The 24,345-nt window shown below is 37.6% G+C and carries 17 protein-coding genes; 9 read left to right on the top strand and 8 right to left on the bottom strand.

The features are described from left to right. The first annotated feature begins 285 nt into the window (after window positions 1-285). The 3 genes from GQO80_RS07890 to GQO80_RS07880 all read left to right on the top strand — a co-directional run bounded on the left by GQO80_RS07890 (window position 286) and on the right by GQO80_RS07880 (window position 3,189). The gene (locus GQO80_RS07890) at window positions 286-1,080 is read left to right on the top strand and encodes a hypothetical protein (protein WP_157207803.1); all 795 of its coding nucleotides are present in this window, start codon (window positions 286-288) and stop codon (window positions 1,078-1,080) included. Window positions 1,081-1,339: 259 nt separating this feature from the next. Then, window positions 1,340-1,702 carry a BlaI/MecI/CopY family transcriptional regulator gene (locus GQO80_RS07885; RefSeq protein ID WP_157207802.1) on the top strand — a complete coding sequence of 121 codons (363 nt, stop codon included), beginning with the start codon at window positions 1,340-1,342 and terminating at the stop codon, window positions 1,700-1,702. Continuing rightward, complete coding sequence (locus GQO80_RS07880) at window positions 1,699-3,189, top strand: M56 family metallopeptidase (RefSeq protein ID WP_157207801.1); 1,491 nt, start codon at window positions 1,699-1,701, stop codon at window positions 3,187-3,189. Before GQO80_RS07885 ends, GQO80_RS07880 begins: the two co-directional genes overlap by 4 nt. 64 nt (window positions 3,190-3,253) lie before the next feature. On the opposite strand, the gene GQO80_RS07875 is transcribed toward GQO80_RS07880, so the two are convergent. After that, on the bottom strand, window positions 3,254-5,218 hold the full coding sequence (locus GQO80_RS07875; RefSeq protein ID WP_317163228.1) for an endonuclease: 1,965 nt from the start codon (window positions 5,216-5,218) through the stop codon (window positions 3,254-3,256). A gap of 139 nt (window positions 5,219-5,357) precedes the next feature. Between GQO80_RS07875 and GQO80_RS07870 the strand changes: the two genes are divergently transcribed. Further along, window positions 5,358-5,513: an SsrA-binding protein gene (locus GQO80_RS07870; protein WP_157207800.1), complete on the top strand. Its 156-nt coding sequence runs from the start codon at window positions 5,358-5,360 to the stop codon at window positions 5,511-5,513. A gap of 255 nt (window positions 5,514-5,768) precedes the next feature. Then, window positions 5,769-7,421 (top strand): sodium/sugar symporter, encoded by a 1,653-nt coding sequence (locus GQO80_RS07865; RefSeq protein WP_157207799.1) that lies wholly within the window; start codon window positions 5,769-5,771, stop codon window positions 7,419-7,421. 109 nt (window positions 7,422-7,530) lie between these two features. Here the strand turns inward: GQO80_RS07865 and GQO80_RS07860 are convergent, their stop codons facing one another. The 6 genes from GQO80_RS07860 to GQO80_RS07835 all read right to left on the bottom strand — a co-directional run bounded on the left by GQO80_RS07860 (window position 7,531) and on the right by GQO80_RS07835 (window position 19,908). Then, entirely contained in the window at window positions 7,531-8,667 is a 1,137-nt protein-coding gene (locus tag GQO80_RS07860) for a DUF4861 family protein (protein WP_157207798.1), read from the bottom strand. Window positions 8,668-8,873: 206 nt separating this feature from the next. After that, window positions 8,874-10,034 (bottom strand): alginate lyase family protein, encoded by a 1,161-nt coding sequence (locus tag GQO80_RS07855; protein WP_157207797.1) that lies wholly within the window; start codon window positions 10,032-10,034, stop codon window positions 8,874-8,876. A gap of 54 nt (window positions 10,035-10,088) precedes the next feature. Next, a complete protein-coding gene (locus GQO80_RS07850) occupies window positions 10,089-12,524 on the bottom strand; it encodes a glycoside hydrolase family 2 protein (RefSeq protein ID WP_232333134.1) in 2,436 nt (811 codons plus the stop codon). A 4-nt stretch (window positions 12,525-12,528) separates the two neighbouring features. Further along, complete coding sequence (locus GQO80_RS07845; protein ID WP_157207796.1) at window positions 12,529-13,710, bottom strand: glycoside hydrolase family 88 protein; 1,182 nt, start codon at window positions 13,708-13,710, stop codon at window positions 12,529-12,531. A 225-nt stretch (window positions 13,711-13,935) separates the two neighbouring features. After that, window positions 13,936-18,033, bottom strand: a complete 4,098-nt coding sequence (locus GQO80_RS07840) for a hybrid sensor histidine kinase/response regulator transcription factor (protein WP_157207795.1) — start codon at window positions 18,031-18,033, stop codon at window positions 13,936-13,938. 225 nt (window positions 18,034-18,258) lie between these two features. Then, the gene (locus tag GQO80_RS07835; protein WP_157207794.1) at window positions 18,259-19,908 is read right to left on the bottom strand and encodes a right-handed parallel beta-helix repeat-containing protein; all 1,650 of its coding nucleotides are present in this window, start codon (window positions 19,906-19,908) and stop codon (window positions 18,259-18,261) included. A 208-nt stretch (window positions 19,909-20,116) separates the two neighbouring features. On the opposite strand from GQO80_RS07835, the gene GQO80_RS07830 reads away from it, so the two are divergent. After that, window positions 20,117-20,923, top strand: a complete 807-nt coding sequence (locus GQO80_RS07830) for a heparin lyase I family protein (RefSeq protein ID WP_157207793.1) — start codon at window positions 20,117-20,119, stop codon at window positions 20,921-20,923. Here the strand turns inward: GQO80_RS07830 and GQO80_RS07825 are convergent. After that, a complete protein-coding gene (locus GQO80_RS07825; RefSeq protein WP_157207792.1) occupies window positions 20,920-21,765 on the bottom strand; it encodes a universal stress protein in 846 nt (281 codons plus the stop codon). The genes GQO80_RS07830 and GQO80_RS07825 overlap by 4 nt on opposite strands. 256 nt (window positions 21,766-22,021) lie before the next feature. Between GQO80_RS07825 and GQO80_RS07820 the strand changes: the two genes are divergently transcribed. The 3 genes from GQO80_RS07820 (at window position 22,022) to GQO80_RS07810 (ending at window position 24,331) form a co-directional block, all read left to right on the top strand. Beyond that, window positions 22,022-22,789: a DUF3108 domain-containing protein gene (locus tag GQO80_RS07820; RefSeq protein ID WP_157207791.1), complete on the top strand. Its 768-nt coding sequence runs from the start codon at window positions 22,022-22,024 to the stop codon at window positions 22,787-22,789. A gap of 12 nt (window positions 22,790-22,801) precedes the next feature. Continuing rightward, window positions 22,802-23,161 carry an FUSC family protein gene (locus tag GQO80_RS07815; RefSeq protein ID WP_157207790.1) on the top strand — a complete coding sequence of 120 codons (360 nt, stop codon included), beginning with the start codon at window positions 22,802-22,804 and terminating at the stop codon, window positions 23,159-23,161. A 117-nt stretch (window positions 23,162-23,278) separates the two neighbouring features. Then, window positions 23,279-24,331, top strand: a complete 1,053-nt coding sequence (locus GQO80_RS07810) for a M28 family peptidase (protein ID WP_157207789.1) — start codon at window positions 23,279-23,281, stop codon at window positions 24,329-24,331. The last annotated feature ends 14 nt before the right edge of the window (window positions 24,332-24,345 follow it).

Genomic DNA, 24,345 nt, shown 5'->3' with positions numbered 1-24,345 from the left:
ATAACAAATCGCACTGGTTACCCGCAACGAAGTTAAAACTAAGAACCATGATTTGGGAACCAAGAAAAGAAATTTGCAGAACAATGCTACCTGTCAATAAAACTAGAATTAATTTTAAACATACTTACAGCCTAAGCCCAACTCAAAAAAATATTCACATTTTTTAACACAAGTTAGAGTTTTCATTTTAAAGTTTCGTTAAACTTTCCCATCAACGCTGTTTATGTAATAATTTTATATGTCGATTTTTTAAAATATAACACACAATAAATAAAACATTTGAGCATGAAACCAAAAAGCGCTTTAAAATTTGGAATAGGCTTGCTGATAATAATAGCCTTAAGCCTAGTAACTTTTAATAGTTTTGCGAAACAAAATAAAGTCTCGCAACTGTTAAAGAGTGACAATATTACAGTAACCATTGACAAAAAAACAACTGAAGATGGTTTTAAGGACATTAAAAGTATGCTAAAGGAACATGGCATAGAAGCAACCTTTACAGCCATAGAACGCAACGACCTTGGCGAGCTAACCGGATTAAAAATTGAACTAAAGGATGGCAATAACGGATTGGCAACCAGCAAAGTATCGAGCAACTTACCAATTTCGGAAATCACTTTTGGCCGAAAAGATGGAATGCTTTTTATATCGCAGGGAAAAAATGCCCCCCAAGGCATGTCCCTTTTTAGTCAAAACAATATGCCTTCGTTCAGCTTTGATAGTGATTCCTTAACAGGGCCAAACCTGAACGCTTTTGGGGGCTTTAATCTGAACGATTTCTTTAATGGTGATGGCGATTCTATTTTTTTTGGAGGAAATTCACTGAACATGGACAAGGTTAGGGAACAAATGCAACAACTTATGCAACAGTCGTTTACCCAAGAACCCTATTCGTTTTATGATGACCCCAATACCAACAAATTGATTATTATCGACGGCAAGGAATCGGATTTTAAAACGCTCGACCGCTTATCAAAAGAAAACAAAATATCTGAAATTGACGATTTAAAACCCAAAACGGCCATGAGTATTTATGGTGAAAAGGCTAAGGATGGCGCCATTATAGTAACAACAAAATAGCCAGTAACATTTATATTATCAATTTAAAGACGCTAAAAATGCGTCTTTTTTTGTTCTTAAAACTTAATTTTTAGTTAAATAACTATATATTTAGTTGTATAACTATAAAATTAGTTATAGGTTTGTATGGCGTTAGGGATTGCAGCGGAAAGCCCACAGCGATCCCGATAGCTATCGGGAGAGCGAGGACTTGCAGCGAAAAACCCGACCAGTTCCTGAACTTGTTTCAGGATAAAGGTAACGCCCAAAAAATTAGTATATGGAAAAGTTAACTAACAAAGAAGAGGAAATTATGCACATATTATGGAAGCTGAAAAAGGCTTTTGTAAAGGATGTTCTAGCTGAAATTAAAGATGAAAAACCGCACTACAACACGCTTTCTACCATTATTAGAAACCTTGAAGACAAAGGCTATGTGAGCCATAATGCCTATGGAAAAACCCACCAATACTACCCTATTGTGAGCAAGGAAGCCTATAAAAAAAGGTTTATGACGCAGGCCATTAACAACTATTTTAATAATTCGTATAAAAACGTGGTGTCTTTTTTTGCTAAGGAAGAGAAGATAAGTGTTGACGATTTAAAAGAAATTATTGCCTTAATTGAAAAAGATAAACAATGATGGAATATCTACTAAAAGCAAGTGCAGTTGTAGCTATTTTTTATGTAAGCTATAAGCTATTCTTGCAACGGGAAACCTTTTTTGGGCAAAACAGATGGTTTTTGCTAATGGGCTTAATTACTGCATTTTTGCTGCCATTTTTAGTAATTCCTATTTATATTGAAGCCAATCCTTTGGATTTTTCCAATTACGTTTTTGAAACCGCCCCAACAACCAAAAACATTGAAAAACCATTTAGCATTTTAAATTATTTGCCTTTAGCTTATGGCGTGGGTGTTTTGTTTTTTTCTGTTCGGTTTTTAATGCAATTCACCTCTTTAGCCCTGGTGATTTTTAAAAATAAAGCTGAGAAAATTGGCGGTTTTACATACATTAAAACGGCCAATAAGCTGTCGCCATTTTCATTTTTCAAATGGATTGTTTACAACCCTAAACAATTTAGCAGCAGTGAACTGGAGCAAATTATTACCCATGAAAAAGTGCATGCGTACCAACTTCATTCTTTCGACATCTTATTAGCCCACCTTGGTTGTGTGGTGCTTTGGTTCAACCCTTTTATGTGGCTTTACAACAAAAATTTAAAGCAAAACCTGGAATTTATTGCCGACAACATTGCTGCTACCAAAACCACCTGCAAAAAAAGCTATCAATACACCTTACTTAAAACAAGCATGCCATCCCATCACATGGCTTTAAGCAATCCTTTTTATAATTCATCAATCAAAAAACGAATCGTTATGTTACACAAATCAAAATCAAAAAAAATCAATCAATTGAAGTATGTATTAGTAATTCCTGTTTTAGGCTTATTTTTAATGAGTTTTAATACGAAGAAAATGTATATTGAAAAAACCATGGTTCATTCTGAAAAACAAAACCAAGACAAACCACCTTTGTATATGGTAGATGGAAAGGAAACATCAAAAGAAGACGCTGAAAACATACAACCAGAACGAATTGAAACTGTTAATGTTTTAAAAGGAAAAGCTGCCACCGAAAAATATGGCGACAAAGGGAAACAGGGCGTTATAGAAATTACAACTAAAGGGAAAAACGCTGCTGCTAATGACCAAAAATCACTTTCCAAAGTTGAAGTTAATGGATATGAAGAAAACCAGGACAAAAAACCATTACTCCTTTTTAATGAAAAAGAAATTACCAAAGAGGCCATGAGTTCTATAGACCCAAATGCCATTGAAAAAGTAGAAGTTATAAAAAACGAAAATGCCACAAAATTATATGGAAATAAAGGAAAAGACGGTGTCATCATAATTACATCTAAAAATGATCCTTCAAAATACACCGTAAAACTTAGTGATGAAGCACTCTATAAAATTAACGGCAAAGAAGCAAGAAAAGTAGAAGTTGACAAATTAAATCCAAACGATATTGAATCTGTAAATGTTTATAAAGGTAATACCGCCATTGAAAAATACGGCAACAAAGCAAAAAATGGCGTTGTTGAAATAACGACTAAAAAGAAGTAATTTTCCTTTAGAATATGAGACCTCACAGGTTTTTCAAACCTGTGAGGTCTTGTTGTGTATGTCACTAATTAACCACTATTTTATGTATTTTGGTGTTGCCTTCACAATTTACACGAAGCAAATACATACCGCTTGACACATCCAAATCTATTTCAGAATGGGCGTAAATTTTAAAGGTTTTCAATTTTCTACCATCCAAAGAAAATACTTCTACGGTACTTTCATTTTTTATGCCGTTAATAAAAACAGTGCCCGTTGTAGGGTTTGGAAATATTTTAATGGAAGGTGCTTTTTCACCATCCACGCTTAACGCCATACTCCAGACTTGCCCAACGCTATTTCCCCATAGATATTCAACCAAATCGGGGTGGTCTATAAACGGGTTCCGGTTGAATTGCCAGGTATAAACTACGTTGTTTCTGTTCATCTCAAAATCGTCTGGTGGGTCGTTTCTATGCCAATCCAAAAGCGTTGCTAAATCGCCAAATTGTCCTGTGATGCCTTCGGGGTAACCGTTCACTATTTCCAAGCCGTTATAGCGTACCGCCATATAAAACACACTTCTGGCAACATCGCCTTTAAACGTTCCCAAAGTTCCTGATGTCCCATTGTACTGTCCGTAAAACTGATTGCCCCTACTGCTATTTTCAGGTCCATCGGCAGCCCGTAAGGCATGCGCATCGGAGTTTCCGTGGCGTAAAGAATCGGCTGTGGTGTTCCAAAAAAGGTCTTTTCCGTCGGCAATATCATCTAAATTGATGCTATTAAATCCACCTCGCGAACGCGGAAAGGTATGCTCCCTATTCCATTTACCTAGGCTATTGGATGTGGTTTGGTAATCGAGTTTCGCGCGGCCAATTTCTTTATAAACCAACCAAACTTGGTTACTGTTTGCTGGGTTTTGGTCGGCTTCCTTTAAAATATCAATAATATCGGTATAGGTTTGCGCCCGCACCACGCCTTCTTCAGCAATAATATCTTGCATAGCTTGACGCAAAACACTACCAGATTTTCCATCCAAACTATTGTAATAGCCCATTGGTTGCGTGCTGGCTACCGTGTTGTATGTTGGATTGATAGGCGTTCCAAACGGTGCTACTTGAAAATCGTTGTCAACCACCCGAATGCGCAAATTGTTGTTTAAGGAATAATTTGGCGACACCAAACCAGACACTTTTAGAAGCATTTCTTCATCGCCTTCATCAAAAGCATCATCAACCAAGGTAATGCTTGTGGAAGCTGTATTTGAACCGTTAGGGATGGTTATGGATGTATTACCTGTAAAATCTGAAGAATTAAAAGTACCGTTATTAAATACGATTGAAAAATTAAGATCGGAAGTTACGGTTTGTTCTGAAGTAAAAACAATATCAAACGTGTCGCCTTCATTATAACTTGTTTGGGCCACCGTTATTAAAATACCGTTTAAAACAATACCGCTACCGTCGTTCAATTGTCTGGGTGTTGGCGCTTTTACGGTGTAAGAACCATCATTGTTTCTTTGAATGGAATTGGCATTGTTGTTTGCCCCTTCATTGATTATCTGGATGTTTGGGTTGAAGGCTGAAAAAATGGGAACAAATTCGTTTCCATCGGAATCGTTGGTTTCATATATTAAAACATCAATAAGTGTTGCATCTGCATACGCTTTTACGGGTTCTTCAAAATCCAAATCATCAGCTTTATAAATGGCTACTGCATCAACCCCGTTTTGAATGAAATTTGTGGGGATAATATATTGAGGAAATGGTGTAACGGTGGTACTCCCTATTAACAACAGCCCATTTATATCGGTTTCATAACCATCCAAATCTAGGGCAGCATAACTTTTGTGTTGTCCTATGTCTGAACCATTAAAAAACACTACCACATAGCCATCCAACGGGAAATTGGGGGTAACTGATAGCAATTCAAGAAACTCTCTGTCTTCTGCTCCAAGGGAATCGCAATCCAATTCATTAATAACCAATTGACCTATTGCAAGTTGGGAAACTAAAAAAAACACTACTAAAATTACTTTTTTCATCATCAAAATAACTTTTTACAAAGATACCGTTCTTAAAGCGTTTTAAGTGCCAAAAACCAGAACTTTAACTAATAGCGCGTTTTAATATAAGTGCTTTATAAAACAAGTTTTGCTATTTTTGCATTTAACTCGCATGTTACTAATGAAAAAACAATTCTTTAAACTTTTGGCAAGAGTGAATAAGGCTGTGCTGCCCAGTTATTCTAAAAAACAGTTGGATTTGGCTAAGGCAAGCAAACTACAAATGGCCATTATAGGGTGGCGCTGGTTTGTTACCAAAAATGCCTTGGATGCCTAATACCTTCGCGTAAGTTCCTGCTTTTTATAACATTTGTACCACTGCTTAGGCTTTCTTAATAACAAAATGGTAAAAATAATCATTTTAAATAGGCTTATATTTTTGGATATACTTTTGAAAATTGCGTGATACTAAAAGATATTTTAATAATATTGTAATTAAAAATTTAAAGTACCATACCAAAACGCTTTAAAACATGTTTAAAAACACAGATTTTATACATGAGTACAACTAACTTAAACCACTTTATTATTTATGACAACTCATTTTGAATTTTGGGATTATTTTATTTTTGTGGCCTACGCCATTTTAATTCTGGGTGTAGGACTTTGGGTTTCCAGGGACAAAAAAGGCCATGAAAAAAATGCTGAAGATTACTTTTTGGCCAGCAAATCTTTGCCTTGGTGGGCCATTGGCGCTTCGTTGATTGCGGCTAATATTTCTGCGGAACAATTTATTGGCATGTCCGGTTCTGGTTTTGCATCGGGTTTGGCCATAGCCTCGTACGAGTGGATGGCCGCCATCACCTTGATCATTGTGGGTAAATACTTTTTGCCCATTTTTATTGAAAAAGGGCTTTATACCATTCCCGAATTTGTGGAAAAACGCTATTCAACAAACTTAAAGACCATATTGGCCGTTTTTTGGATTGCCTTGTATGTATTTGTAAACTTAACAACCGTTCTCTATCTAGGCTCTTTGGCACTAGAAACCATTATTGGCATTCCACTTATGTATGGCGTTATTGGATTAGCACTTTTTGCTGCTGCTTATTCCTTATATGGCGGTTTATCGGCAGTGGCATGGACCGATGTTATTCAAGTTGTTTTCTTGGTTTTAGGTGGTTTAGCCACTACTTATTTAGCATTGAATACCGTATCGGATGGACAGGGCATGATAGCCGGTTTGCGTACCGTTTACGATGCTGTTCCTGAGCGATTCGCAATGATTTTAGACAAATCGAACCCTGAGTTTAAAAACTTACCGGGTATTTCGGTACTCGTTGGCGGTATGTGGGTGGCCAATTTATATTATTGGGGCTTTAACCAGTATATCATTCAACGTACCTTGGCCGCAAAATCGTTAAAGGAAGCCCAAAAAGGTATTTTATTGGCGGCATTCTTAAAATTAATCATTCCATTAATTGTTGTTATACCTGGAATTGCAGCTTATGTTATGATTAACGATCCAGAAATTATGGCTAGACTGGGAAGCGCCGGACTAAGAAACCTACCTTCCATAGAGCAAGCCGACAGAGCCTATCCTTGGTTGCTGCAATTTTTGCCAACCGGCTTAAAAGGGGTAGCGTTTGCTGCCTTGGCTGCCGCAATTGTATCATCATTGGCCTCCATGCTTAATTCAACCTCTACCATATTTACCATGGACATTTACAAGCAGTATATCAATAAAGATGCCTCCGATAAAAGTACAGTTAATATGGGCCGTATTTCTGCTTTCGTAGCCTTAGTTATTGCCTGCATCATGGCACCCTTATTAGGAAATCTCGATCAAGCATTTCAATTTATACAGGAATATACCGGAGTGGTAAGCCCCGGAATTTTAGCCGTATTTTTATTAGGTTTATTCTGGAAAAAAACCACAAACAAAGGAGCCATTATTGGCGCTTTAGCTTCTATTCCTATCGCTATGTATTTTAAAGTAGCACCAAAAGGATGGTCTTCAAGCCCCTTGTTTATTGATGTTCCTTTTATGGATCAAATGGGCTATACGCTTCTTTTAACCATGTTGGTTATTGCTTTGGTAAGCTATATACAACATAATGGTGCCGATGACAAAAAAGGCATCGATGTTAACAAAGAACTTTTCAAAACCAGTCCGTTATTTAATATTGGGGCATTTGCCGTTATATTAATACTAACGGTTTTATATGCTATGTTCTGGAAATAAGACGGATTCTAGTTTAGATAAAAAAATAGCTCGGAAAAACTCCCGAGCTATTTTTTTGTTGGTTGCTAAACCTTGATATTATTTTAGGCCGCTATTAAAATCTGTTTTTTTACTGAAATTTAATGACCAAGCCGTTATTTGATAGTTGCTGCGCTTGAACTTCCAGATAATCGAACCACTGTTTGTGGGTAGTAATAACACCGGCCTTATTCCAAGCGGCACCAGCGTAATAAACGAACGGCTTATTTAAAGTAGCTTCTGATATTACCAGATATTGTTCGTTAAACAACTTCATTTCATCAACTTTTGAAGGTATGATAACACCCACCCCGGTAATACCGTCTTCACCATGCTGTGGTTCCCAATAGCCTAAAATGCCTTTTTCTTTCTGCATCCATTCAACCCCTTCTTCAGGACGTTTAATGATGCCCACTGCCACAGAAATTGTTCCTTCAGATTCGGCCTTGTAGGTCACTTCAATCTTGTTTAATTGCGAACCCGCATCCAGAGTAATGGTTTTAGTGGCCGTAAATGGTGTTCCGGCAACATCCCAAGCATCGAAGTCTAGCGTAAAGGTGGTTCTTAATGGGCCGTTATCCAATACTTTCCAAGTATTATAGTGTTTCGAGTACCAAACGCTATCGTTCACAAACGGAGCGCAATCTCCCGCACCAAGGGTTAGCCCAACTTTATAATAATCCATTCCATCGCCCAAATCTTCATGGTATTTGCCTCTTTTATAACGTTCATTTATAACCATTCTATCGGTGCGTTTTACCCAAACATCCATTCCATAGGCGTTTTCGGCAGGTCTTTGGTCTAAGGCTTTTCCATACATTCTAAAAGCTATTTTGTCGTTTTCCCAAGCAAAATCGTCCAATCGCTCGGGCACATAACGCCCATAGGTTTTGGTTACAAAAACGCTGGGTTTCTCTTGAAGGCAAGTCAACTTCATCTTTTCACCACTTTTTAATGAAATTTGAAGCAATAAATTAACGGGCGAATTGGTTCCGCGGTATTCCATTTGATAAGGAATTTCTAATTTTGTTTTAGTATTGATGATTTTAAAGTTTTCGGCATCAACCCATGGATAATGTGCTTGTAACCCTTCCCATGGTATGGAAATTACTTTATCAACATAATCGAATTTGCTGGTGTTTTCAATAGAGATACTTTTTTTATTGAGGCCATTACAGCTCATTAAAATCAAGAAGGAAATAAAAATTGATACGGTGTTTTTTGTCATTTTGATGATTTATTTAAGTATTGTAGCTTTACAAATTTAAGGCTTAAAAGTTGAAAACATATTCAATTATCCAATTAAATAATTAGCGCTATCTCTTATGGATTAGAACTCATTTTTGAGATTGAATTATGTGTATTGAAATTTTACGAACAACCCTCGATTACATTATCGGTTTTTGCTCGTTCAAAAAAAAAAAGAGCAACTGTTTATTCCATCCACAATAACGGATACCGTACGGGCATATTCCTAATAATTTCCTGCTTGGTTAACTGTGGATTTAAGGATTTCCATGTTTCAAGATATGCTTTATTATCCAAGGCCAATCCGCCAAATAAAAGCGATGGTTGCCTTACTGGCCAATCTTCCCAATACATCACGTCTTTTTGATAAGGCCACTCGTTTTTGTTTTTCAAATATGGAAACAAAAATGCCAAACCCAAAGCGAGACTTCTACCATCACTTGTTTGAAAAGCAAACATGTTTTCTTCTTTTGATGACAGTATTTGGCAAAGTGTTGCCATAGCATCTAAATTGAATATGGAATAACCATAGGGTTTGGTGCGTGCCAGTTCCAACGGAAACGAACCATTGGCAGCCATTTGATTGGGCAACAAAGTGTTTTTATAAAACGTGCTACAATACGCCAATAACTCTTGGTTGTTGACCAGTTTTGCAAAAACGGCGACTTGCATAGCCCAACAAACGCTGTGGTTATTGCCGTTATCCCGTTCGGCAATACCAAAAGGATGCGTGGTTAACCATTCCAAATAACTACTGAACCAACTTTTAATGGCCGCGATATCGGTTTGCGATACCGATTTGGATGTTTCAATGGTTTTTACAGCCAAAGCCACTTCCATTAGATGAATGGTGTCTATAATACCAATACCCCTTCCCGTTGCCACCCCTTTTATGGCTTGGGCATACAACAGGTTTTGGTTCATTCTGGTTTTAGGATTTACAAACCATGCCTTTAAATGGGGCATTAATTGTTTTACATAGCGTTCGTTTTTTGTAATGACATATGCCGAAGCCATGGCTCCTGAAATTTGGCTGAAACGTACCATGAGCTCGCGATGCTTCGTGAAATTTTCAGGATTGGTTAATCCGTCTTTCCGAAGGTATGGCCCCGATGGATTTTCAGGATCGGGCCACCAATAATCGCCTTCGGAGTAAAAATCGTGAGCAGTTCCCGCGCTTCTTTCGCACAAAAAACGGGTTATGGTTATGGGTTTTTCGTTTTTATAGTGAAGCGCATCGTTTAAAACACGTTCCTTTTCAATTGAAACAAGGTTAAAACTAATTTGAGCGTTTGCACTGAAACCCTGAAAAACGATGTAAAAAAATAGGCTAATGGCGAATTTCATCTGATTACCTTATTTTTTTTAGAATACATGTGCAAACTATGGTTTCCAAGATTGTTATTTTTCAATGGTTAAATAAGTACCCTTAAAACTTTGGTTTAGCACCATCATGGTTATTTTTTTGCTGTTAGCATCAGGTATCACTTCTATACTTGCTTTACCGTTTGCCATGGCTATCACTTCACTTCCTGTTGGTGTACCTTGGTTTTTTAAGGTTTTTCCGCCTTCCAAACATTGAAAATAAACTTTCTTTTCATAATCCAAACAACGTAAACCGCTATCATCAACTGCCGTAGCGGTAACCAAATAATGACCATTCTCTAATTTTTCGTAGGACAGGTTTAGGGCTGAAGCCGTATTGTTTTTTTCAAATCTATAATTAACAACCAAGGTATCGGACACTTTTTTACCATCTTTTCCAAAACCTATGGCGACTAATTTGTTGCTTCCAGCCTTAAAATTAACATCCCAAGTTAAGCCACTTGCGGGAAATTTAGTGATGTCTTTTTTCTTTTCGCCCAAAAGTACGTTATCGTGATAGAATGCCACTTTTTCGCAATTGCTATAAACACTTATGGTTCTGGGCGTATTTTCAGGGCCTTGACGCTCTGTCCAGGTATGCGATTCTATATAGGTAAACGGGGTATCGCTCCAGTAACTTTTAAAAACATAATAGGCATCTTTAGGCTTTCCGTTTCTGTCGGTAAGTCCTTTTTGGTTCATGTAAGGAATATCGTTTTCAGGACGCAAAGGCGTAGCGAAATCTTTGTAGGCCCACTGTGCGTTTCCAACAAAATTGGGGTCGCTTTCAGAAATACGCAAGTGCCAATCGAATAAATCGACAATGTAATTTTCGCTCCAATCGCCTATTTGGGCTATGTTTGCCACATTGGTTTGCACAATGGCTTCTTCCCAACCTTCAGATTGAATCTGTCCATCGCCAGTTATAGGATTTTCTGAATGACGCCCAATATGGCTCGATCCGCCGTATTCGGTATGCAAAAAATGCTTGTATTCTTTTATGTAAGTATCGAGGGCTTTTTGATAGCTTTTATAGCTGCCCGAATACCAACCCGACCAAATGGAGGGCGAAAACACATCAACAATATCCGAACCTTCATAGTATTTGCGCATGGCGGTTTTTCTTCCCGGATCCAGTTCATGGGCCATAGTGTTCAATTCTTTGAGGAACACGTTTATTTTTTCGGTATTACCACCATCCTCAAAATCGGGCAACCAATACAACTCATTCCCTAACGACCATAAGATGATGCTTGGGTGGTTGTAATTCTGTAAAATCATTTCCTTCAACAGGTTTTTGGTGTTGGTTTTCCACACCTCATTCCCTAGGCCGCCACGGCACCAAGGCAATTCATCCCAAACCAAAATACCAAGCTCATCGCAGGCCCTGTAAATTTCCGGATCCTGCGGATAATGCGCCAAACGCACAAAGTTGGCACCCATTTCCTTAATATCCTCCATATCTTTTCGGTGTTGTGCATTGCTCATCGCTGGCCCTACCCCAGCTTGTTCTTCATGGCGATGCGTACCCCGTAAAAGCAATCGTTTGCCGTTTAGGTAAAACGGGCCGTGGTCTTTAAATTCAAACCAACGAAAACCAATTTTATCTGAAACCACATCAACTTCAACTTTGTTATGGATTAAATAGATGTTGGCAGTGTATAAATTGGGCGTTTGGGTATCCCATAATTCCGGATTTTTTATGGTTTCAAAATTCAGTTCCGTGTCGTTATTGGTTATTAAAACGGTTTTGCTAGCCACTTTTTTCCCGGAAGGATTAAAAATATCTGCCCTTAACTTCAATCCGGAAATATTATCTGGATTTGCAACAGCCGTTTTAATTTTTAAGGTTGCTGCTTTTTGCGACACGCTAGGTGTTGACATTTGAAAAGCAGCGATATGGTTTTTAGGAACGGTGAGCAACCATACATCGCGGGTTATACCACCATAGATGAAAAAATCGCTTTGTTGTGATGGGATTACTTCTGGGTTGAAACTATTGTCCACACGCACCAACACTTCGTTGGTTCCTGTTTTTACAAAATTGGTAATATCTATTTCAAACCCAATATAACCCCCTATATGTTTACCTGCTTCTTTCCCATTTACATATACATTTGTAGTAATATTGGCAGCTTCAAAATACAGTATATAATTTTTATTTTCATCAACGGTTTGCATTGGTATGGTTTTTTTGTACCAACTGGCACTTCGCCGATACCCGGGCTCTGAATCTGTTACATCCTCAATGTTCCAAGAATGTGGCAGGTTAATCTGTGTCCAGTTATTAAAACCTTTTAAATCGTTAACAGCATTCACATTGGTTTCAGCATACATCCAGTTAGCGTTGATATTTACTTTGGTGCGCAGTGTTTTTTCATTTTGAAAATTGGATGCAGAAACCGATTGTAAAAACAATAATACCAAGGAGGCAAGTAAAACATACTGTTTTTTTAGGAAAGAAGTCATCATAATATTAAAGTGCTTTTTTGCGGAGTGTAGCTTCTAGGAAATAATAATCGGCATACACAATGGGTTCATCAATCTCGTCGTTTTTTGGCCAATTGCCGGTACTATGGTCTAAAATAAACGGCCCTTGAACGGTTTCGGGCAGTATATATTTTTCTGAATTCAAGGAAGCCAATACCTTATTTGCATAGTTTAAATACGCTTTGTTTTTGGTAAAACCATAGAGTTCAAATAATGCAGAGGCCGTAACGGTGGCAGCCGATGCATCCCTAGGTGCGTTTGGAATTTTTGGGTCGTTAAAATCCCAATACGGAATACCATCATCGGGCAAATTTTTATGGTTGATAAAGAAATTTGCGGTTGCTTCGGCTTGAGCTAAATAGGCTTTATCTTTTGTGTAACGGTACATTAAGGTGTAACCGTAAATAGCCCATGATTGGCCCCGTGCCCACGACGATTGGTCGTTAAACCCTTGGTGCGTTACTTTGCTTTTTGGGAGACCGGTAATAGTGTCGTAAACCACGACGTGATAAGTACTATGGTCGCTTCTAAAATGGTTTTTTAAAGTAGTATTGGCATGTTTTACCGCCATGTTGTAATAAGTGCTGTCGCCAGAAATTTTGGTAGCCTCAAAAAGCAGTTCCAAATTAAGCATATTATCAATAATTACGGGAAATTCCCAAATATCGCTATTGAAATCCCACGACCTTATAGCACCTACTTTTGCATTGAATCGGGTACTTAGTGTTTGGGCACTTTGTAGGATGACCGCTTTATAATGCTGATTCCCCTCAACTTCCAAACCTTTCCCAAAACTGCAAAACACCTTAAAGCCCATATCGTGGGTTTTACCGTTGTATTTTTCCTTTTCAATAAAAGCCGTCCATTTTTGGGCGCGTTGCTTGTAGGCCTCATTTCCTGTAAGTTGGTACAAAAGCCATAGGTTTCCTGCAAAAAAGCCACTTGTCCAATCTTTTGAAGGCACTTTATTTATGGCACCCGTTTTAACAGACATACTTCGCGGAAACCCCACAGAATCAATAGGATACTCCAACAATTTGGCATATCGAAATTCTAAAAGGGAACTGACACGAGCCGTGTCAGTTCCTTTCGTTTTATCATTGGGCTTACAAGCGCTTAAAAGCACCGCAAGCCCGATGAATACATAACTACTACTAAACTTAATCATATGATTTTTTAATAACCGGGATTATTGGGTTTTAAATTGGTTTATAGACCCAGATAAATTAAATACAAACTTAGGATGACAATAAAGGTCATTAAGAAAATTTGAATGGATTTTATCTTGAATCTGTTTAGTTTCATACTCCAAATTTAGAGGGAATGAAGCAGATAAAAATCCATAATGAGGTGTCCAATTATCCAACCGGCCCCAACTTAACGTGAATATTTGCTAGTCGTTTGAGAATTTATTGGCGTATTGCGTGGGCGTGATGCCGTATTTTTTTTGAAAACACTTGCTAAAGTATTTGGGGTTTTTAAAACCTACCTTATAACTAACTTGCGAAATGTTTATTTTGTGCTGTTCCAAAAGCTGCGCAGCACACTTTAAACGGATTTCATGGATGAATTCATTGGGCGTGAAATTGGTCCATGCCTTTATTTTAGTGAACAATAAGGAACGGCTTACGCCCAACTCTGAACAGAAATAGGGAATATCGAAAAGTTCGTTGGAGATGTTTGCCTCTACAATCTCAAAAGCTTTTTTTAACAATACCTCATCTAGTGAGGAAACTGCAATTTCACTTGCAACAATGGCGTTTTCGTTTGAGAATTTGGTTTTCAAACGGTCTTTTGATTCTAGCAGGTTTTTAATTCTTAGCTTAAACTCCTTTAAATTGAACGGTTTGCTTATATAATCATCGGCACCGCTTTCCAAACCTTCAAATTTATAGATAAGTGAGGTTCTTGATGTCAGCAATATAACGGGAATGTGACTGGTTTTTAAATTCCCTTTTATTAATGAACAAAGTTCGGTACCAACCATTTCGGGCATAATAACATCGCTAATAATTAAATCGGGCAGGTGTTTTAAGGCTTTCTTCATGGCCACCTTGCCATTTTCAGCTTGTAGAATGTTATATTCTTTCTTTAATAAATCCTTCATAAAAGATCGCAACACCTTGTTATCCTCAACCAACAGTATGGTATGGGGTTTTTCTTCCTTAACCAAATCGTCTAAACCCTCATCGAAGGTTTCTGGGTAACTACTAAGCTGTGACACATATTGCGAAACATCATCACTAAGCACAAAATCCTTTAATATTTCCTTTTCCGAAAGGTGGGCGCTACCCAATGGCAATGCTACCTTAAAAATAACCCCTTGGTTGGTTTTGTTTTCAACATGTATGGCGCCGTGGTGCAGTTTTACAATGTTTTTAGCTATGGAAAGTCCGATGCCGGTACCTTTATTGTAGTTTTGTTGGGATTGTTTGTGAATGGAAATCTCGAAAAAACGATCGAAAATCTTATCCATATAAGCTTCGTCAATACCCACGCCGGTATCTTCCACCTCCATAAAAATTTGATGCTCTGTTTTACTTACATTCAATGCAATAGTGCCTCCTTTTGGTGTATATCGGAAAGCGTTGGAAATCAAATTATAAAAAACCCGTTCCAGTTTATAGCGATCGTAATACACCAATATTTCTTCGTGAGTTGTGTTGAAGGTATAGGTGTAACCGCCATCTTTGGCAAACTCGGTAAACGACAAAAATATCTCTCTTAAAAACTTAACAATATTGCCTTCGGCCGCTTCTAGGTTAAATTGGTTGTCTTCTAGTTTTCTAAAATCCATCAACCTATTGATGAGCTGCAAAAGGTGGTTGGCGCTACTTTCAATAACCAACAGTTTTTTGTAGAGGATATTGCTGCCGTTATAACTGGAAAGAATTTGTTGCAACGGGCCTAAAATAAGGGTTAACGGTGTTCTGAACTCGTGGGAAATGTTGGTAAAAAATTGCAATTTGGCCGCATTTATTTCTTTGGTTCGTTGGGCTTCTATATATTCCATTTCAAGCTCGTGCTTTAATTTGGCCTTCGATTTCATGATCCAAACCAGCCCATAAAGTGCCAAACCAATTAACAGCGCGTAAATGGCAAATGCCCAGGCACTTTTCCAGGGTGCGGGTTTTACGACAATTTTCAAGGTGGTTGGGGCAGGGTTCCAAACCCCATCATTATTGGCGCCCTTTACCTCAAATATGTAAGTGCCCGCATTTTGAATGGTGTATGATACCTCGGTGTTTTTTGTGGTGGTCCATTCGTTGTTTAAACCTACCAACCTGTATTTGTATTGGTTATTGCTTGAATTTATAAAGTTTGGAATGGCAAATCCTATTGAGAAATTGGCCCTATCATAACTTAATGTGAGGGCTTGGGTATAGGTGATGGTTTGGTTTAAAATACCTTCATCTGCATTCACTTTAACCGCGTTGTTTTTAATTTTGAAATCGGTTAAAAGCACTTGTGGCGCATAGGTATTGATATCGATATTAAAAGGGTTGAAATAGGATACGCCCGAAGGCCCACCAAAATAAAATTGGTTATCGTTAAATTTTAAACTGGAGTTATCGTTAAATTCATTGCTAACAAGTCCGTCGGTTTGACTATATAAAATGGCTTTTTTAGTGATGGGGCTATAGTTTACGATGCCCGAATTGGAACTTAGCCACAAATTTCCTGTTTTGTCTTCAATAATGGCATGTACCGAGGTAATTTCAGAAATGCCACTATTTATTTTTATTTTTTCAAACTGGCTTCCATTTAAAAAAAACAGCCCCTTGGCTTTTATGCCTACCCAAATGCGCTTTTTACTATCTTCGAAAATGGTTAAAATATCATCGCCCGAGAGGATTTCGCCATCAAAGAAAAAACGTTTGATTCGCGCGCTATTTCCATTGAAGTTAATGAGGCTCAAGCCGCTTTGCGTACCTACCCAAACCTGTTTTTTACTATCGATTAAAAGCGAACGGATTCTATTATTTGAAATTGAATTTGGGTTGCTTTCTTCGTGTTTGAAAACTTTTAAGGTTTTGGCGTTTTGGTTGTACCGAACAAGGCCTTTACCAAAAGTTCCAATCCAAAAAATACTATCATCTTCCTTTTTTATAACGTAAACCCCGCTTTCATCCAACAAATCATGCAAGGCACTGCTTAATTTATTGGTGTTTACCTTGTTTTGTTTCAAATTGTAAACTAAAACCCCATTTGCGAAAGTTCCTATCCATAAATCGGTATCATCTGCCAAAAAAAGTGTTTTTATATTGTCTGTTGGCAATTCTTTAGTGTTATCGGTGGTGATGTAACTTGTTGTATTGGTTTTTTTGTTCAGTACCGTAACACCGCCACCTTCGGTACCAAAATAGATTTGGTCTTTATTATTGGACACAATGGCACCAACAACATTAAAGCTTAGGCCATTTTTGGTATCGGTTAGGTTTGTAAAATTGGTGTTGGTTTCATCCCAAAGGTTTACCCCGTTATAATAAGTACCCACCCAAACAGAGCCTTTTCTATCCGAATAAATAGATTTTATCTTGCTCAAGTTTTTATCGTCAATAATAGTATGCGATTTATTTGACAATGTTTTTTTGGGGTCTTTCAAAACATAAACGCCGTTGTAGGTTCCCAACCATAAACGCCCTGTTTTGTCGATACTTATGGCCCGTATATCGGTATCAAAACCAGGGTGGTTTTTTTTGTTTATATATGAAACCAAGGCATCCGTTTTGGGTTGATACGTGTAAAGACCGCTGGTTTTAGTGGCTATCCAAATGGTATTTGAAGCATCTTCCAACATATCCTGAACATATAGGTTGTGGGCCTTTTTGTGTGATTCATCAAAAAATGTATAGTTTTTAAACGAGAATTGATTACCATGCCGTTTGGTAAGCTTACATAAACCGTTGGAGGTGCCAATCCAGATAGCGCCCGATTTTGATTCTAAAATTTTAAGTATAAAATTATCGGGCAAACTTTCGGGGTTGTTCTTATTGGCAAAAACAGATATAAACTTTTTTGTTTTTTTATTGAATATGGAAAGTCCATTGGCCGTACCAACCCAAATTTCATCCTTTATTTCTTTGATGCACCAAACCGTGTTGTTATTTAACGAATACGAATTATTGGCATGGAAAAAACTTTGGAACGTGTTTGTTTTTGGATTGTAACAATTTAAGCCGTTGTAGGTACCTACCCAAATGTTTCCGGAAGCGTCTTCTTCAATAGCAAGGATATCGTTATTGCTTATCGATAACGAATCGGAAGGGTTGTTTTTGAAAATGGTAAAGTTAGTGCCATCGTATTTATTAAGACCGTCGCGCGTACCAAACCACATGTGCCCCAAAGCATCCTGATGGATGGCTATTACCGTACTTTGCGACAGCCCATTTGTTGTTGAGAGCTTCCTGAATTTATAGTCGGTATCTTGAGCGTTTAAAGAAGCCGAAAAGATGACCAACAAAAAAAACACAAATACGGTACGGTTCATAAAAGAGCTTAAACAGTTTTTTTAATTAGGTATTAAAAATATAACTAATATTTCAATATGCAACTACACGTTTTAGTTACATAACAAATTTAAAAAGCATAGTGGTTTACTTCTAGACTTTGTTAAAGATAAACCAAAAAAAGGCAAAATAGATGCTTCCATGGCTTTATAAAACACTATACGGTTTAAAATTGAAGTGTTTTTTCGATATAAATCATTTAGCCTCTATTTTTTAATCTTGTAATTCAAACGTTTTTTTAACTGATAATCATATAATGACGGTATATTATCAAGGGAAGTATTTACAAGCTCAATGTAAGCGTTTGGTTGATAGTTCACTTCATAATTTCCGTTTCCGTGCACACCTATTATACGGGCATAAGGCCCATCGTTCATACCGTCCAGCTTCAATGGTTTTGGCACATCCAATTTGCTTTCAACCTGTACGTTTAAGTTCCAAAACGTGCTGTAGGCACCATGGCTAGGTTTCCAATAAGGTGCGCCTCCGCCCGCAAACAAAGGATAACTATGGTCTTGTAAAGGATTGAGATGCACTGTAATATTATCGAATAAATTTTGATGGTTGGCTCCCGAATGTTGGTCTAAAACAGGGTTTAGGAACACTTCGCAGTTTTGGTACACATTTTTAGTTGAAAATGTATTAAAACTTAAAGGATGCACCACATTGTTATATACTTTAAGATTGTTGACCAGCACATGGTGTACCGCAGCCATGGCTACCGTATAATGCGCCATATTGTTGCCTTTGGTTACAATATCCTTAATGGTTACGTTTGCAATTTCCTCGGTTAAAATGCCACTTTCAGCATTGTTTATTACCACATCCTGCACCCAACTGTTAAAAACCCGAGTTAAAAAAATACCGTTATAACCTTGTTCTACGTGGTGCGCTACACGAGGAGTATCGGGAAAACGGATACTTAAATGTTCGATACCCACTTCCTTTAAATGCTTCCACGCTACTAATTGCGCCTCATAACTTGGTTTAATACCAATGGTTAGGGGCGTTTTTATGGTTACTTTATTGTTGGTTATGGCCGTAATTTCAACTTGCTGCCTTACTAATGGCAAGTTTGGGAATTGCCAATGGTGGGAACCTGGTTTTACGGGTGTTCCTTTATATAATTCGTTAATGATGTCGCCACGTTCCCCATTTTTGTTAAACAATTGCAACTCGACAACATCTCCTACTTGCAATCCGTTTAAATTGGAAACCTGTAGCACATGTTCACCTCTATTTCCATGCGAAACTTTGGCTAAAACCATTGGCGGCGTGTCGTATTTCCCCAGATACGATTTTACGCGTTCACCCGGAACCTGTGTCCAGATATAGCCACCAGACCAAGCATATTGTGAAAACGGCAAATCGATGTTGTTCTCTTCTTCTATTTGGCGTTTATCAAATTCCAGCAAATACTCCCGAAGTTCGGTTAAAGATTCCGGATTCTCCAAGTACATCATGGGTCGGGGATAAAACAGTTCGGTACCACCTTCTCCTGCACCTGTGCCCCTTAGCACAAAATGCCCGCGTTCTATGTAAAGGATGTCGCTCAATACCAGTTGGCCTGCGGGCAATTGCAAAATAACATCGCCATTTACTTCATTTGCGGCCATCATCGCTTTTTTTAAGGCTTTGGAATCGTCCAGACCATCATTGGGCACAACGCCATAATCTGTGGCCAAAATAATGTTTTTGGTTGTTTTTGGGAGCGGCACTTCCCCGTTATGATACCCTGCATAACTGAAATCGGGCATATAATGTTGCGTCATCGTTTTAGCGTTGCCAATTATTTTCGGTAAATTTTGGGCTTCACCATTCATAAATGGCAACAAAATAAGCCCCCAACAAGCCATAGTTCGATTTATAACATAACAATCCATAAAAAATAATCAATTAATTTTAAAAAAATAAATTTAGGCAGAAACGATGGATTGATTATCCGAATTAGGATATACAATTGTCCAAAACTTAAAAGCTTTTTAGGACAATACACTACCCGATTTTGTATTTTTAGTGCGCAAGACTTTTTTAAATTTGGAAAAAATAAAGTCAACAATTCCTATGAAAAAACTAAACAAAGCCGCCTATCTTTTTGGCACTCTATTTTTTACAACTGCCTTTTTTTGCAATGCACAAACCTTGTTACAGGCAGATGGCCCTGGAAACACCTACGAATTGATAAACACCGTGCTGGCTGTCGGAAAAGAAGCCGTTGAAACGCCCGACTGCGCCCACGACACCTTTGGTAGGCATATTACCGAAGTAATGGATGCCGATTTAAACAAATACGTTTTTGCTTTTTCCATACATGTAATACCCGATAACGATCGCTGCCAGAAAGAAGATAGGCAACGCTTGGAAATTAAGACCTATGAGCCATCGCCCGACCATTTAAAAGGCAGCAACGGTGAGATTGTTACCTACCAATGGAAGTTTAAACTACCTAAAGGATTTCAACCTTCAACCAGTTTTACACACCTGCACCAAATAAAAGCTGTTGGTGGCGATGATGGCATGCCCATTATAACACTTTCGGCAAAAAAAGGAAAAGTAAACAAATTGAACCTCGTTCACGACAACACCAACATAGTGGCAAGTGCCGATTTGGCCGATTTTGAAAACACCTGGGTTGAAGCAACCGAAACCATAAAAGTTGGCGCCCAAGGCAGCTATTCCATGAGCATAAAAAAATTAAGCAATGGCAAGGAACTGCTTTCGTACAGCAACCCCAATATTATGACCATTAGGGCCGATAACACTTTTATAAGACCGAAATGGGGCATTTACAGAAGCCTGAAAAAAATGGAAGACTTACGGGACGAAACCGTATTGTTTGCCGATTTTTCCATTACTGAAGAAACCAATTAAACCATCGTATTTTTCATTACCAAAAACGGTATGTTGATACTAAAGGCAATATCCTCAAAAGTGTGCCTATTAAACAATCTTTCAAAAAAGGAATGTTTGCATACGCACAAGGCAATCATTTTAATATCATTTTTGGTTGAATATTGGTAAATGGTTTTGTAAACATCTTTATCGGCTACATGCAAGTATTGAAACGTTGACTCTTTAAAATTTGATTTGAAAAAATCAATGTTTCGGTTCATTTCTTCGGCAAAATTATTTTCGCCCACGGCATGTAAAATATATAGTTTGCTATTATACTTGTTTAAAAGTTGTGTTAATGGCAGTAAATCCTTGGTTTTGTACAAAGAATCAAAACTCGTGGTAAAGCCAATTTTATCTAAATTTGAAAACACGCAGTTCTCCGGAATTGCCAATACGGGTACATGGCAGCGTTGTATTACCTTTACGGTGTTACTGCCAAAAAACACCTTGGCAAAACCCGATGCGCCTTTGGTGCCCATCACAATTAAATCGATATGGTATTTGGTAGTTACTTCGTTAATGGCATCGATAAAATTATCATAATCTACTATCGATTCAAATTCATGCTTATCGTTATGGTACTGCTTTTTAATTCTTGCCGTGATGTTGTTAATAGATTTTTTTGCAGCATCCACAATGGTAGTGTAAATAGTTGCAGATGAATTGACCACCATCAAATCGGCAGAAATAAATGATGACGCTTTTTGAACGTTCAGCACATAAAAATGGCATGGTTCGTCCTTAAACATTTCCATGGCATAATCAATGGCATTGATAGAATTCTTGGAAAAATCTGTTGGTAATAATATCCTTTTCATGGGTTTGAAATTTTACACTTTACCTTAATACAATCGTTATAATAAGCAACCAATGGCCCAATAGGCTTCCGCACTAACTTTTACATGTACAGCCGAGTAAATGTAACTTTTACATTAAAAACAAACTATGACAATTATCAGCTAAACGTTTAAGCTCTGTACGGTATAAAAAAAATTAGCATAATTTACCAAAGCGTTGTACTTTCGGCACAATAAATGCTAATAGAAGCGTTATACAAAATAATCTTATAGTTATATGTTGCGAACTTCATTTCCTTTCATACTTTCAATCCTATTTAGCCTTGGTATGTTGGCACAGAACAATGCCATTTCAAAAGCTGAAAAACTCACTTATACGGCTTCTTATAATATGTCGGGCATTCTTACCGATATTGCACAAGTAACCATGGAAACCAACGAGGTAAAAACCTCAAAATCGACCCTTTTAAGACTTAAATGTACTGCGGTAACTTACAGCAAATGGGATAATTTCTTTAAAATCAGGGATTTGTATGAGAGTTATGTAAACCCAAACACGCTAACCCCCTACCTGTACAACCGCGATGTTAATGAAGGCAGCTATTTTAAAAACATGAAATATACTTTTAGCAATAACACGGTAAAATCGGTTATGAAAAAAAAGAAAGATTATATTGAAAACAAAACCTTGACCATCCATACCGGTACCAAAGATATTGTATCAACCCTGTATTATATGCGGCTAACGGATTTCAAGAAAATATCTGTTGGCACCCAAAAAACATTTACCATATTGTTTGATAATGAAGAAATTAAAGGCTCATTTACCTATTTGGGCAAAGAAACCATTACAACGGCCATTGGCAAAAAAGAGTGCTATAAATTGGCCATCGGCACCAGTGAAGCCAATGTTTTACAAGGAAAAAACAATAATTTATTATGGCTTACCGCCGATGAGAACAAAATTATTGTGTACGGCAAGTTTAAAATACCGGTAGGCACTGGTGAGTTGAAAATAAAATCGGCCTCCGGACTAAAAAATTAAAGTTTAAAAAAAATGAAAAAGGCACTTACCATTCTAGCCATAATAGCCTCGGTGTTAGCAATTATTTTTGCGGTTTTACCAATTTCAAATTTTGCTGTTTTTCCTGCGGTAATCGCCATTATTTTTGGGTTGGCAGCGTATTACCTTTCAAAAAGAACGGGCGAGGTAAAAAAAATCATCCAATTTTCATTTATACTTACAAGTTTAGCCTTGGCCATTAGTACTTATAAAGCTTATTTCACCAAGACCGAAGTTGCAAATACCGAAGTTTTGGATGCCAAAGAAACCCAATTTGAGGAGGAAGCCATCGATGAATTGGAAAATTTGGACATAGATACTAATGAAAATACCGATGTAAACATTGAACAGTAAGTAATTTCGAGCGTTTTTTTTATATATTTACAAATTAAATAACGTAATTCGCTTTTGAATTTTTTACGATTTAAAAATTAATTGTTGGAATTTACTTTATAAACCGGCAAAATATATATGAAAACCTTTTGCATTCTCTCGGCATTCGCATTAGTGGGCACCTGCGCTACACCAAAATACACCACCAGAATCGAAAATATAAAAAACAGCATCCAATTAATAGATAGCAGTTTGGTGGTACATTATGCCAATACCATTACCGCCAACGAATTAAAAACACACTTATACACTATTGCCTCGAAAAAATTTGAAGGCCGCGGCACGGGCGAAAAAGGCTGTAAACTGGCCGCCGAATTTTTAAAATCCTACTACCAAAATGAAAATATTGCCTCACCTTATGGCCTTTCCAATTACTACCAGCATATTCCAGAAACTTTTTTTTCAAACGGCACCAAAGCCACACAAAATGTTATCGCCTACATAAAAGGCAGTGAAAAACCAGAGGAAATTGTTATTGTATCCTCACATTTCGACCATCTTGGAATTAATGCTAACGGCGAAATAAATTATGGTGCCGATGATAATGGCTCCGGAACGGTGGCCTTAATGGAAATGGCCCAAGCCTTCAATATCGCAAAAAAAGAAGGTTATCCGCCCAAACGCAGCATTCTTTTTCTTCATTTAACCGCGGAAGAAATTGGCAAAAGAGGGTCTGAATTTTATAACCTCCACCCTGTTTTTCCTTTAAAAAACACCTTAATCGACCTAAATATGGACATGATAGGCCGTGTGGATGCCATTCATAAAAACAACAAAAATTATATCTATCTGCTCGGATCCGACCGGTTGAGTAAAGAGCTTCACTTTCTTTCAGAAAAAGTAAATAATGCCTATGCCAATTTGGAGTTGGACTACCGCTATAATGCGGAAAATGACAAAAACGATTTTTATTCCCGATCGGACCATTATAATTTTGCGAACAATAACATTCCCGTTATTTTTTATTTTACTGGCGAACATCCCGATTACCACAAGCCTACCGATACCCCCGATAAAATTGACTACCAACTCTTGGAAAAACGAAGCAAGCTCATATTTGCTACGGCATGGCAAATTGCCAACCAAAAGCACAAACTTGTTTTAGATACTGAAAACGAGTTGTTAAAATAGCCGAAAAGTTGATT

This window comes from Mariniflexile maritimum (genome assembly GCF_009746565.1).
Lineage (GTDB): Bacteria > Bacteroidota > Bacteroidia > Flavobacteriales > Flavobacteriaceae > Mariniflexile > Mariniflexile maritimum.
The sequence above is the reverse complement of the archived record's forward strand: the minus strand, read 5'-3'. Positions and strand labels throughout refer to the sequence as shown.

Coding starts and splice junctions, on each gene's coding strand:
- GQO80_RS07890 (WP_157207803.1), top strand. CDS start 286: ATGAAACCAAAAAGCGCTTTAAAATTTGGAATAGGCTTGCTGATAATA.
- GQO80_RS07885 (WP_157207802.1), top strand. CDS start 1,340: ATGGAAAAGTTAACTAACAAAGAAGAGGAAATTATGCACATATTATGG.
- GQO80_RS07880 (WP_157207801.1), top strand. CDS start 1,699: ATGATGGAATATCTACTAAAAGCAAGTGCAGTTGTAGCTATTTTTTAT.
- GQO80_RS07875 (WP_317163228.1), bottom strand. CDS start 5,218: ATGATGAAAAAAGTAATTTTAGTAGTGTTTTTTTTAGTTTCCCAACTT.
- GQO80_RS07870 (WP_157207800.1), top strand. CDS start 5,358: ATGAAAAAACAATTCTTTAAACTTTTGGCAAGAGTGAATAAGGCTGTG.
- GQO80_RS07865 (WP_157207799.1), top strand. CDS start 5,769: ATGACAACTCATTTTGAATTTTGGGATTATTTTATTTTTGTGGCCTAC.
- GQO80_RS07860 (WP_157207798.1), bottom strand. CDS start 8,667: ATGACAAAAAACACCGTATCAATTTTTATTTCCTTCTTGATTTTAATG.
- GQO80_RS07855 (WP_157207797.1), bottom strand. CDS start 10,034: ATGAAATTCGCCATTAGCCTATTTTTTTACATCGTTTTTCAGGGTTTC.
- GQO80_RS07850 (WP_232333134.1), bottom strand. CDS start 12,524: ATGATGACTTCTTTCCTAAAAAAACAGTATGTTTTACTTGCCTCCTTG.
- GQO80_RS07845 (WP_157207796.1), bottom strand. CDS start 13,710: ATGATTAAGTTTAGTAGTAGTTATGTATTCATCGGGCTTGCGGTGCTT.
- GQO80_RS07840 (WP_157207795.1), bottom strand. CDS start 18,033: ATGAACCGTACCGTATTTGTGTTTTTTTTGTTGGTCATCTTTTCGGCT.
- GQO80_RS07835 (WP_157207794.1), bottom strand. CDS start 19,908: ATGGCTTGTTGGGGGCTTATTTTGTTGCCATTTATGAATGGTGAAGCC.
- GQO80_RS07830 (WP_157207793.1), top strand. CDS start 20,117: ATGAAAAAACTAAACAAAGCCGCCTATCTTTTTGGCACTCTATTTTTT.
- GQO80_RS07825 (WP_157207792.1), bottom strand. CDS start 21,765: ATGAAAAGGATATTATTACCAACAGATTTTTCCAAGAATTCTATCAAT.
- GQO80_RS07820 (WP_157207791.1), top strand. CDS start 22,022: ATGTTGCGAACTTCATTTCCTTTCATACTTTCAATCCTATTTAGCCTT.
- GQO80_RS07815 (WP_157207790.1), top strand. CDS start 22,802: ATGAAAAAGGCACTTACCATTCTAGCCATAATAGCCTCGGTGTTAGCA.
- GQO80_RS07810 (WP_157207789.1), top strand. CDS start 23,279: ATGAAAACCTTTTGCATTCTCTCGGCATTCGCATTAGTGGGCACCTGC.